An 11527-nucleotide genomic window follows, 5' to 3' on the forward strand; every position below is an offset into this window, starting at 1 on the left:
CCCTATCGATACACGATGTGCTTGATGTCGCTGCGCAAGGCCAGCCCAAACAGCCACCCATCCCCATTGATCATCCTACGTGACCAAGGACCTTCCATGTATTCCGCGCTGAAGACAAGCGAATGATCTTCGACAAAGGTCCACTCGATTTCCTGCCGCAGATAGCGGGCATTCTCGCTAGAGCTGTCGCTATACTCAACAATCCCGGCCTCAAGTGCATAGTCCCACAGGTCGGGAACAAGCGCGTAGTTCAAGCTGGCGGCTGCCCGCGCCTCCCAGAAACCCCCAAGGGTCGAGGCATGGTGGCGCAGTTTCAACTCGACCGTGGCGTCCAGCCGATCAGTGGGCGCGACCGAGGCCAGAAGCTCCAACCCATGGGCAACCTCATCCCCATCCGGCGACGCGTGATATTCCAGATCCTCGTAGCTATAGAGCACCGCATAGCTGCCGCGTTCGGTGAATTTGTTCATCCCGACGCTAAACGTAGCCAGTTGGTGATCCTGTTCAGGCAAGGCGCCCAGCGGGGTTTCAAGCCGTTCCTGCACGAACAGTTCGGACGAGAAATAGAACCTTGCGCCGTTCAGGAAACCGCCGGTGAACACATCCGGGGCATAGGTTGACTCGAACGACAGGCGGGTCAGGCGGTCCACTGCTTGATCTGGGCTGCCCCCTTCATTGGTCCGCGCCTGTTCTGCACCAAGGGCCCAGCTCCATTCATGGCCCGCGTATTCCAGCTCCACCCGTTTGGCGCGCTCGCCGACAATCAGGTCCGGATTGAGCGGCGAATGGAAATCCTGATCGATCTGTGAATAGCCCAGACCAAGTGACAGCGCGTCCGGTAGTTCAGGCGGTGTCAGGCGAACATCCAGCTCGGCCTCAAGCGCCTGCCCAGTACGCCAAGCGCCACCGTCAAACCACTCGGTCTGATCCGCCGACAGCAAGACATCTACGCGGTCGCCGACCACCGGCGCGGACAGCGATACGCCCTTGCCCCGGACATTTCCGACCGATCCGTTGGGCAAATCCCCGGCCCGCCCGTCAAAGGCGGTAAATCCAAGGCGCAGGCCAGAATTCAGAAGCGGCGCGATCTGGGTTGTCGCCCCGATGACGCGATCATTCCGGCCGGCAACGCCGATCAGATTGTCTGGACTGGTGGACAGGCCGGGTTGCAACACGAAGGCGGCGACCTCGTCCCGGTTGGCGGCATCCGCGAACCGCAAAGACACCCCGCGGCGCGATGCCTGATCAATCAGGTTTCCGTTGATGTTGTAGTAGTGCGAGCCCAGCCGTAGCGAGAGGTCCCCGCCCAGCACCGTGTGTCGAGTTTCCAAATAGTGATCGTTGATCGCGTAGTACTCGCCGGTCTCTGGGTCCGGCAATGCCGCGCGCGAGAAGCTTAGACCGCCACGCAGCAGACCATCTTGGATATCGAAATCCAGCCGCCCTCCGAACCCGGTATAAGCTTTATGCGCATCGCGATTACCAACCACACCGCTTTCCAATTGGACGGCAACATAGGCTTCGGTCGTGCCCGCCGCGACAAGCGTGAACTCCCACCGACCAATAACAACGTCGCCCCGCGCGGTTTCTTCATAAAGCACAAGCTCGTGCGTGTTGCCGGTCAGGTCTGAGGGCACTTTCAAGCGCAGTGTCTTGCCAGACAGGTCCAGAGCGGTCCAGACTCGCACACCGTCGATCTCGACTTTCACACGCGCGAGTGGAAGCAGCTGATCAATCTCGATGGACAGGATTTCACCGGGTTGCGCATCGCCCAACGACACGCGATCGCTTGCTGGCGCTTTTACTGGCAGAAACAAAATCAGCAATGCGGCGATCCACGCCCCAAGCATGCTTGATTTTTGCCCGCGATAGCTTTGCACCAATAGTCCCTCGTTTGCGTCGGGGCTTACTAACGGGGCGCCGTTAAATCTCAAGAAAAAACCGCCTCAAACACCTAGAGATAGACGAATATGTCTCAGAAACCTCGCTTACAACTACCTGAAGATGAGCAGCCACCCTCAGACTACCGCATAAGCCTTTGCGGTGGCGAACTCACGCATAGTGTTTCTTCTTCGACATCTTTCCGATGCCGGGGTTGAAGGAATTGGTGGGGTCGCAGCAAGCATAATGCGCGGCCAGATCAGGCTTGGCAGGATAGAGATGCCCGACATTGTGCTCGGCCGGATATTCCGCACCGCGCTGATCTAAAAGCTCCAACATCTGCGCCTTGATCTGCTTGGGATCGGCCCCTTTCTTGACCACGTAATCCTGATGCAGAACATGGCAGAAAAAATGGCCGTAATAGAGCTTGTGCACAAGCTGATCATCGACCTCAGCTGGCAGAACTTCGTACCAGTCGCGATCATTGCGGCGCAGCGCGATGTCGAGCGCCAAGATGTCCTCGACGTCTTTGGAATGGATCGCCATGTACCGAACCGCAGCGCCTGCGGCGGCGAACCGATGCAATCCAGCAACCTTGGCTTCGCGGTCGGTGCACTCAAAGAAGTCCCCCTCGCGCTCCGCAAAGAGCTTGGACAGATAGGCCGACGCCTCGGCGATCCCGTCGTCTCGCATCTTCAGGATCAGGTGGTGACGATAGCGATTGCGGAAGTCCTTCAACCGTTTCGGCAGAATGCTGGGGGTCAGGCGGGCAAACAGCTGCATGGCGCGGTCGGTGAAATTGGCCAGCCCGGGGACAGACCGCAGCCGCGCATCAATCGCACCTTTCAAGGCAAAGAAGGACGGCAGGCGATCCGTGCCCAACCAGTCGATCATCATGACGGTGTCCTTGCCATAGCGCTCGGTCAGATCGAACACCTCGCGCTCCATATATTCGCCCGAGACCGGCAGTGTTTCGAACTCTGACAGAATATGACGGCGCAGCTCGGTCAGGTCCGCGGTGTCATTGGTGCCGATATAGAAGGTCTTTTGCGTGGCGGGCTTGGCATAGGTATCCAGCCGAACAGCAAACACGCCCAGCTTGCCCGCGCAGCCCGAGGCCTCGTGCAGACGCCGTTTGTCGGCATTGAAGCGCGCGGGCGTTTCCGCATCCACCTTGCGCACCTGACTGGCATAGTCGGTGGCCGACGCCTTGCGATTGGTGTCCGGGACGCTCGGCCCCAGATCGCCCGCTTCCAGCCGTGTCAGAATTTCCTCGGGCGTGTCGCCCAGATCAATCCCCAGATGATTGACCAAGGATAGCTGGCCATTCTCATCGACCTGTGCGTACAGCGACAGCTCGGTATAAGACGGGCCACGTTCCACCAGCGAACCGCCCGAGTTGTTACAGACCCCGCCGATGATCGACGCCCCGATACAGGACGACCCGATCACGGAATGCGGTTCGCGCCCCAGCGGGTCGAGCAGTTTTTCCAAAGCAAACAATGTGGAGCCCGGAAAGCCAATGACCTGACGCCCCTCGTCCAGCGGCACGATCTTGTCCATGCGGCGGGTGTTGATCAGAACCACGTCACGGTCATAGGCGCCCGACGGGGTGGAGCCTTCGGTCAGCCCCGTATTGGCCGCCTGCATAATGACGATCTTGTCCGCCGAGACGCAGGCCTCAAGCACCTGCCATTGCTCAAGCAGCGTCCCCGGACGAATAACGCACAGCGCTTCCCCTTCCCCCGATCTGAACCCGCGCCGAAAGCGTTCGGTCGCCCGCTGTCCGGTTAGGACATGACGACGACCGACGATGTCGCGGAAACGAGAGAGAAGCGCGTCGTTGGTCATGCAGCAGCTCCTGTGCTTATCTTCGCCGCCCCGCTTTCCCCAAGAAAACGCAGGTTGTCGTGGCTCAGTTGGTCGACGCGCGTGACGCCCATCAGTTTCATGTCGCGCTCGATCTCGGCCTGCATCAGGCCCAGCGCGCGCTCGACAGCCGGTTGACCGCCTGCTGCCAGAGCATAAAGGTATCCGCGACCGATGCCCACCGCCTTGGCGCCCAATGACAGCGCCTTCAGCACATGGGTTCCGCGTTGAATTCCGCTGTCCATCATGACGTCCAGCTTGTCGCCAACCGCCTGAACGATCTCGTCCAGCTGGTCGAACGGCGTGCGCGACCCATCCAGCTGCCGGCCACCGTGGTTCGACAGAATGATACCGGTGCAGCCGATCTCAGCCGCGCGTTTGGCGTCTTCGACGGTCATGATGCCCTTCAGGCAGAATTGGCCATCCCAATCGCGCACCATCTGCGCCACGTCATCCCATGTCATCGACGGGTCGAGCATGTCGGTGAAATAGCCACCGATCGAGCTGGCCCCGCCACCCATGTCGACATGTTCATCCAGTTGCGGCAGGCGGAACTTCTCGTGCGTGACATAGTTGATGCCCCACATCGGCTTGATCGCAAACTGGATCATGCCGCCCAAGGTCAGCCGGAACGGGATCGAAAATCCGGTGCGCAGATCGCGTTCGCGATTGCCGCCGGTGATGCTGTCCACGGTCAGCATCATCACTTCGACCCCAGCCTCTTTCGCGCGCTCCATCATGGCCGCGTTCAGCCCGCGATCCTTGTGGAAGTAGAACTGATAGACCTGCGGGTTCTTGTGCTTCTGCCGCAGTTCCTCCAGCGACACGGTGCCTAAGGACGAGACCCCAAACATGGTGCCGTATTTCTCGGCCGCGGCGGCCACGGCGCGCTCGCCTTGGTGATGGAACAACCGTTGCAGCGCGGTGGGCGAGCAATAGACCGGCATGTCCAGCTTCTGCCCCATCACGGTGACGGACATGTCCACGTCCTTCACCCCACGCAGGACTGACGGAAGCAGATCGCACGTGTCGAATGCGCTAGAGTTCTTGCGCAGCGTCACCTCGTCATCAGCACCGCCGTCGATGTAGTTGAAGATCGGCCCCGGCAGACGGCGCTGCGCCAGTTTGCGGAAGTCGTGGAAGTTGTGACAATCTTTAAGACGCATGGTCAATCTCCTAGTACGCGACCGAGGGCAGCCAAGTGGCAAGTGCGGGCCAGTAGAAGACAAGGGCAAGACCGATCAGCTGCAAGATCACGAAGGGAATGATGCCCTTGTAGATATCCGTCAGTTTGATCTCGGGCGGGCAAACCCCCTTCAGATAGAAGAGCGCAAATCCAACCGGTGGCGTTAAGAAACTGGTCTGCAACGTCACCGCCACAAGGATCACGAACCACACCAGCGCCGGTTCATCGATGGCGCCAAAGCCGGGAATATCCAGACCCAGCGCATTCACAATCGGGCGCATCAGAGGCAGCACGATCAGCGTGATTTCGATCCAGTCCAGCACGAAGCCCAGCAGGAACACGATGAACAGGATGAAAATCACAGTTCCCGTGGCGCCAAGGCCAGCGCTGTGGATCATGTCCTCGATCAACGCGTCGCCGCCCAGTTCCCGCAGCACATAGCTGAACACCGTCGCGCCCAGAAAGATCGCGAAGATATAGGCGGTGGTGTTGAAGGTGGCTTTCAGCACGTTGACCAGCTTGCGGAAGGTCAGCTTGCGATAGCCCAGCGCCAGCAGGGTCGCGCCAAGGGCACCCACGCCTGACGCCTCGGTCGGCGTGGTGAGGCCCGCGAAGATCGAGCCCAGCACCGCCAGGATCAGACCCAACGTCGGCAGGATGGCAATCAGCACATCCTTGACGGCAGCCCAGTCAGGGCGGGTTGCGCCTTCGGGCACAGGGGCCACGTTGCGTTTGATCAGTGCAATGACGAAGATATAGGTCAGGTAGAGACACCCGATGATCACGCCCGGGAACACTGCGGCCATGAACAGGTCGCCCACCGACAGGGCCATCTGGTCGGCCATGATCACCAGCATGATCGAGGGCGGGATCAGGATGCCAAGCGTACCGGATGCAGACACCACACCAGCCGCCAGCGAGGGATTGTATTTTTGCTCCATCATCGAGGGCAGCGACAGCACGCCCAGCAGCACCACCGAGGCACCGATGATGCCGGTCGACGCCGCAAGGATGATGCCGATCATGGTCACCGTGATAGCCAGCCCGCCGCGCACCGTCCCAAACAGGCGCTGCATCGAGGTCATCAGGCGTTCTGCCACGCCACTTTCATCCAGCATCAGCCCCATGAAGATGAACATGGGCAGTGCCACCAGAACCGCGTTGGACATGGTCGCATAGACCCGGTTCACCACGGCCCCAAGGGTTAGATAGTCCAGCCCGGTGAAGGTGCTTTCCAGCCCAGTCCACAACATCAGGTCATTGTCGAACAGGTAAGCCAGCCCGCAATAGGCGACGCCGACCCCTGCGAGGGTCCACGCCACGGGGAAGCCCGTGAACAGAAGCGCGATGAAGGTCAGGAACATCGCGATGACAAGCTTTTCTTCGGTGGTTTCGACCACGAAGGTCAGCGCGGTTGCGACAACGGCGAAGGCCACCAGCGCCCACAGGATCAGGCGCAGGTCCTTGCCCTTTCGCTCATCTTCGTAATTCACCACAATCGCATGCGCGTCATGGATCAACCGGGCCACCGCTGCCAGCGCCAGCAGCACGAAGCTGGCCGGGATCACAGCTTTGAACGCCCAGCGCGCAGGCAGACCTGTCGGGCTGTCCGAGCGTTCGTTCACCCGCCAGCTTTCATAGAAATAATCCCAGCCCTGATCGATCATAAGATAGATGAAAGGCACCAGCAGGGCGAGGATCCCGATCACCTCGATCACCCGCTGCGCACGGCGGCTCAGCTGCATGTGCAGAATATCGACACGTACGTGGCTGTCGGTCACCAAGGCATACGAGATGCCAACCATCGTCACCAAACCATAGAAATGCCACTGAACCTCATCGAGCTTCGGGAAGTTCACGTTGAACAGATAGCGCAGGCTGACCTGTGTCACGATAGCGGCCACCAAAAGCAGGTTGGCCCACATGACGATGTTGCCAACGCCTTTGACGGTCTTGTCGATCGCAACGGCAGCGACCTGCGTGTCGCGGTCCTCGTGTTCGAGAATGTGTTCATACACGTCAACGGGATCGGTATTGTCCACGTCATTTTGATGCGGGGTCTGGGCCATGTTCTCCTCCACAGGCGATGGCGGCGAAATTGCGCGAGGTCAGGGAATAAAGGGAAAAACAAATAAGTGCGGGGCGGCGGATCACGCCGCCCCACGTTCTTTGGAAAGTTACTTGCGGGGGAGGAACGCGTTCTCTTTCCAGATCGCATAGCCTTCGCGGAACTCGGTCATGTCACCCAGAACTTTGGCGAAGAATTCGTCATTGGCGGCTTCTTCCTGGGCTACCGCGTCCCAGTTTTCGCGGAAGACGTTCAGCATCTCGTCCGACCAGGTTTTGATGGTCACGCCGTTGTTTTCGACGTTGTCCAGCAGGGCGTCGTGCTGAATGGCTTCACCTTCTGCAAAGCTGTCGGTCATCGAAGCCTTACAGGCGTTTTCGATGATCGCTTTGTGCTGATCCGAAGCTTCGTTCCAGACGTCCTTGTTCACCAGCAGTTCAAACACGGTGGCCTGTTGGTGCCAGCCGGGGAAGTAGTTGAACTTGACCAGTTTGTGGAAGCCAAGACGTGCGTCGATCGCCGGCATCGAGAATTCGGTCGCGTCGATCGCGCCTTTTTCCAGTGCGGGGAAAATCTCGCCACCCGGCAGCAGGCTGGTTGCGACGCCCAGGCGCTGCATAACTTTGCCGCCCAGACCGAAGAAACGCATTTTCAGACCTTCCAGATCTTCAGCGCTGTTGATTTCCTTTGCAAACCAGCCCGAGGTTTCTGGCGCGATGATCGCGCAGGGCAGAACCTTCACGTTGAAGCCCGCCTGGTCATACATCTCTTGGTACAGGTTCATCCCGTTGCCATAGTACAGCCACGCCATGTATTCGCCGGCTTCCGGGCCAAAAGGCACAGCCGAGAACAGCGGGGCAGCCGGGATCTTACCGGCCCAATAGCCAGCCGTGGTGTAGCCCGAGTTGATCTTGCCCGAGCTTACGGCGTCCAGAATTTCGAACGGCGGCACCAGTTTGCCGGGCTCATAGACTTTCATCTTCAACGTACCACCGGACATCAGGTCCAGCTGCTCGGCAACGCGCGGGATCGGCGACCCCAGACCCGGCAATGCGGTCGAGAACGCGATGGGGGTTTTCAGCAGCAGCTTGTCAGCAGCTTGCGCGGCCGTGGTGGTCAGAAGGGTCGCGGCAATCGCCAACGAGGTCAGGGTCTTTTTCATGGGTTTCCTCCGAGGTTGGACCGTAGTGACCGGTGCCGCCTCCACGGCAAATCCGGTGTCGATGTAAATTGGTAAATATAATCACTGCGACCGGTCAACAACTTTATTTACCACTGGTAAATCTAACCGCCGAGTTTTCACTGGCGAAACAGCGCGGATTCCGGGCCATCGCTTACGAAGGAAGTTCGAAGATCTTGGGCATTCCTGTTATTTTTCAAAACCTAACAAGGAGCGCCGCGTGGATTTGATCCGGGTTGATTTTTGACGAGCATTGGTTACTTTGATTTACCACCACTCCGAGAACGACGCGGAACTGAGGGACGTTCAAAATGACGAAGAAAGCTCTTTTTGATCCGGTTGGACACGAATCACTGGCCGATGCTGTCGTCGCACAGATCGAGGATTTGATTGCTTCGGGGGTTCTCAAACAGGGTCGCCAACTGCCATCCGAACGCGAACTGGCCGAGACACTTCGCGTCTCGCGCCCAAAGCTGCGTGAAGCGCTTCATATTCTGGAAGAGCGCGGCTTGGTCATGATCAAGCACGGCGAGGGCAGCTTTGTTGCGCCATTGACGGGCCAAGCGATGCTGCCCGCCCTGCTAGACCTTTACGGTCGCCACGAACCAGCGTTTTTTGACTACCTCGAATACCGGCGCGAACAAGAAGGCTTTGCCGCCCGCCTTGCGGCACGCCGCGCCACGCGTGCCGATAAAGAGCGGATCTCTGAAATCTTGACCGAGATCGAGCAGGCGTGGAAAGCAAACGACCCCAAGGCATCGCGCGAAGCAGACTTCGCCCTGCATTCGGCCATTGTGGATGCCAGCCAGAACGCAACGCTGATCCACATGATGGCGTCGATCTTCGACCTGACCCAGCAAAGCGTGTTCTACAACCGCGACTTCCTGAAAACACTTGATGGCACGGGTAAGAAGCTGCTCGAACAACACCTCGAGCTGGGACAAGCCGTGATTGATGGAGACGAGACCCGTGCTGAGAAGGCGGCGCTGGATCACATAGACTTTGTGGAGCAATCCTTCCGGCAAGGTCTGGAACAACAACGGCGCGAGGCGATGGCCGAAAAGCGTCGGCTGATGGCCAGATAGAGCACACCGGACGAACCACCGTGCTTTACGCGTTCTCTTGGCTTTGTTTGCAGCTTCCGACGAAAACCGGTTCCCGCGCGTCGATACTGTCCAAGACGGCACGCTCCCAGATCGCCCCACATGCGCCGCCGCAGACAGAACAGGGACGAAACAGCGCGTAGCCACCGCAGGTTTCACAATCTGTCCCGGCTTCATTGGCAGACCAATTACTGCCGCATTCAGGGCAATAGTGGGTCACGGGATCTGCCTCGGCCTCGTCGCCTATGGCCATCACAAAGTCAGATAAAGACGGGTAAAGTGCCGTGGACGGCCACGCTGCAGAGGTTTCCTTGGTCCACGTCAGGTGGACAACAGCGGCTTGCCCGTCGTCCAAAATGTAAAGCACGTCGTCCGAAGATGCATCCTTCGCGACAGCCCGAAAGCGCCGCCCCTGCAAAACATGCCCGGGGGCCATCTGACGCTTCAACGCCCGTTGGAAATACAGTTTCTGAAAGACCCCCAGCGGCATCCAGTTTTGCGGAAGCGTGTTCATATCGACATCACCAAGACTGCCCCCTTATTCTGCTCGGATAAACTCATGACCACAGATTTTGAAACTGTCGTTCTTTACGAACAGGATCAATCCGGACACATAGCTGTTTGCAGGGTCATCTGGATTGCCCACCCTGCACTGAATATTCGTCGTTGTTTGCCCTTTGAACGTAATGGCCCCCGCCGGGACACAGGCATCGCCTGTCACTTTGACCCCAACGATGTCATCCCCGAAATGCTGAATCCGCACAGTTTCGGTCCAATACTTACCTTCGCACTGATAGTCTTTCGACACCCACAGGCCTGAGAGATCAATCTTTCCCGGTTTTGTGCTGTCCTGCGCAACACGAAAAGGGACTGAAACGACCTCTTGCCCCGCATCGTCATCATCAAACATGCGCAGGGTATAAAGCCCAGACTCAAGCGTCACGGATAGCGAAAAGGGGCGCGGCCCCTCGGCATTGCCGACTGTAAGTCGCTTTAGGTCGTGCTGGTCTGCTTGCTCTTCCGACCCGTGCGGGACTGTGGCGGGTATCACCCCGAACCACGCGTCGCGATCAAGTTTCTTGGACGAGGTGTACGATCCCGTAATTGCTTCTCCGGGTTTGAAGCTGGATTTTGAAAGCCGTATGACCGCTGGGGGCATTGGTTGTGTGAAACGGTTCAACAACGTGAATTGCTCGCCAGATCTCATGCCCTCTTCCACGCAACTACGAAGGCACAGTTCAAGTTCAGCCCGCGCCGTAAAAGCCGCAGTACGCGCTTCATCCAGACGCTTTCCAACCGACTTCAAGCCCTCCTTCAACTGCCCCACAGATTTGTCGGCCTTCGTTTGATCTGCCGCGTAGGAAACCGATCTGGACGCCAACGCATCGCGAATACCCGCAAGGCGCCCAATCTTTTCGGCAATGGCAGACCGTTCAGAAGCGGTAGATGCTTTGGACAACTCTGTCGTATGCTGTGCGATCACGGCCTTGATCTGGGTCGCTTCGGTTTTAGACTCGGAGAGCAGCATTGCGAACACGCGGGCCAGTTCTTCTTTGTCCTGAATTTCTATCTGCGTGTCCTCGAAATACTGCGCCTGTCTGGTAACAAGCTGTTCAAGCTCCGCCAGTTTTTCAGCAGTCTTTTCGCACCGCATTCGACAGATCGCGTCACCAACACTTTCGCCCGGCTTAAGGCAACTCGGGGTATCGACTGGGTCAACATCTGCAGGGAGCTCTACGCATTCCTCGTCTTCGGCCACGTCTTCTTGCTTTTGCGCTGCAATGTCCGATTTGGCGTAGTGGGCAACTTCAGACAGTGTCGAAATGAGTTCGTCCAATGCCTGAATCCGTTCAGATGCCAGCGCCGCATCCTCATCCGAAATCCCAACCCGGCTAATTTTCAGATACTCTTTCCGGCGCTGTTCATTAATCCGTACGATAAGCGTGCTGAGGGAAATCTCAGGAGAGTTCACCATCGTTGACACAACGGGTGCCATTGGATTGGGAGAGGCTTTCGCACCGGCCGAGGCGGTCTCGTAAAGCTGCATCGCGGTTTCAGACAAATGCGCAGCAAGGGCAGCGTCTTCTGGATCTGCGCCTCTTTTCAGAACCAGCTGGCGTTCAATGAGCTGCGGATCAAACTCGTCTGCCGTGGCAGCTACGGCGGTCAGGATCATAAATATTGTAAGGAAAAAAGTCCGTTATAAAGGGCGGCGCAATATTGGACCACGGTAGCGCCGC

Annotated in this window: 8 protein-coding genes; 1 reads left to right on the forward strand and 7 read right to left on the reverse strand. The window is 58.2% G+C overall.

Annotated elements, in window-relative coordinates:
* Positions 1-2 precede the first annotated feature (2 nt).
* The 5 genes from EOL43_RS08990 to EOL43_RS09010 form a co-directional block, all read right to left on the reverse strand.
* Positions 3-1850, reverse strand: a complete 1848-nt coding sequence (locus EOL43_RS08990; RefSeq protein ID WP_133487708.1) for a hypothetical protein — start codon at positions 1848-1850, stop codon at positions 3-5.
* Positions 1851-2052: 202 nt separating this feature from the next.
* Positions 2053-3732 carry a D-lactate dehydrogenase gene (gene dld / locus EOL43_RS08995; protein WP_133487710.1) on the reverse strand — a complete coding sequence of 560 codons (1680 nt, stop codon included), beginning with the start codon at positions 3730-3732 and terminating at the stop codon, positions 2053-2055.
* Complete coding sequence (locus EOL43_RS09000) at positions 3729-4916, reverse strand: alpha-hydroxy acid oxidase (RefSeq protein WP_133487712.1); 1188 nt, start codon at positions 4914-4916, stop codon at positions 3729-3731. Before EOL43_RS09000 ends, dld begins: the two co-directional genes overlap by 4 nt.
* Before the next feature lie 10 nt (positions 4917-4926).
* Positions 4927-7005, reverse strand: coding sequence for a TRAP transporter large permease subunit (locus EOL43_RS09005; protein WP_133487714.1), 2079 nt, complete (start codon positions 7003-7005; stop codon positions 4927-4929).
* 108 nt (positions 7006-7113) lie between these two features.
* On the reverse strand, positions 7114-8166 hold the full coding sequence (locus EOL43_RS09010; RefSeq protein WP_133487716.1) for a TRAP transporter substrate-binding protein: 1053 nt from the start codon (positions 8164-8166) through the stop codon (positions 7114-7116).
* Between the two features lie 329 nt (positions 8167-8495).
* On the opposite strand from EOL43_RS09010, the gene EOL43_RS09015 reads away from it, so the two are divergent.
* Positions 8496-9269 carry a FadR/GntR family transcriptional regulator gene (locus EOL43_RS09015; RefSeq protein WP_133487718.1) on the forward strand — a complete coding sequence of 258 codons (774 nt, stop codon included), beginning with the start codon at positions 8496-8498 and terminating at the stop codon, positions 9267-9269.
* A 25-nt stretch (positions 9270-9294) separates the two neighbouring features.
* Here EOL43_RS09015 and EOL43_RS09020 read toward each other — a convergent pair whose 3' ends face one another.
* Positions 9295-9801: a hypothetical protein gene (locus EOL43_RS09020; protein WP_133487720.1), complete on the reverse strand. Its 507-nt coding sequence runs from the start codon at positions 9799-9801 to the stop codon at positions 9295-9297.
* Between the two features lie 24 nt (positions 9802-9825).
* Positions 9826-11463: a cyclin D1-binding domain-containing protein gene (locus EOL43_RS09025; protein ID WP_133487722.1), complete on the reverse strand. Its 1638-nt coding sequence runs from the start codon at positions 11461-11463 to the stop codon at positions 9826-9828.
* Positions 11464-11527: the final 64 nt, after the last annotated feature.

Origin of the sequence: Aliiroseovarius marinus (assembly GCF_004360145.1) — a bacterium.
Taxonomy (GTDB): Bacteria; Pseudomonadota; Alphaproteobacteria; order Rhodobacterales; family Rhodobacteraceae; genus Aliiroseovarius; species Aliiroseovarius marinus.

Coding starts and splice junctions, on each gene's coding strand:
- dld (WP_133487710.1), bottom strand. CDS start 3,732: ATGACCAACGACGCGCTTCTCTCTCGTTTCCGCGACATCGTCGGTCGT.
- EOL43_RS08990 (WP_133487708.1), bottom strand. CDS start 1,850: ATGCTTGGGGCGTGGATCGCCGCATTGCTGATTTTGTTTCTGCCAGTA.
- EOL43_RS09005 (WP_133487714.1), bottom strand. CDS start 7,005: ATGGCCCAGACCCCGCATCAAAATGACGTGGACAATACCGATCCCGTT.
- EOL43_RS09020 (WP_133487720.1), bottom strand. CDS start 9,801: ATGAACACGCTTCCGCAAAACTGGATGCCGCTGGGGGTCTTTCAGAAA.
- EOL43_RS09015 (WP_133487718.1), top strand. CDS start 8,496: ATGACGAAGAAAGCTCTTTTTGATCCGGTTGGACACGAATCACTGGCC.
- EOL43_RS09010 (WP_133487716.1), bottom strand. CDS start 8,166: ATGAAAAAGACCCTGACCTCGTTGGCGATTGCCGCGACCCTTCTGACC.
- EOL43_RS09000 (WP_133487712.1), bottom strand. CDS start 4,916: ATGCGTCTTAAAGATTGTCACAACTTCCACGACTTCCGCAAACTGGCG.
- EOL43_RS09025 (WP_133487722.1), bottom strand. CDS start 11,463: ATGATCCTGACCGCCGTAGCTGCCACGGCAGACGAGTTTGATCCGCAG.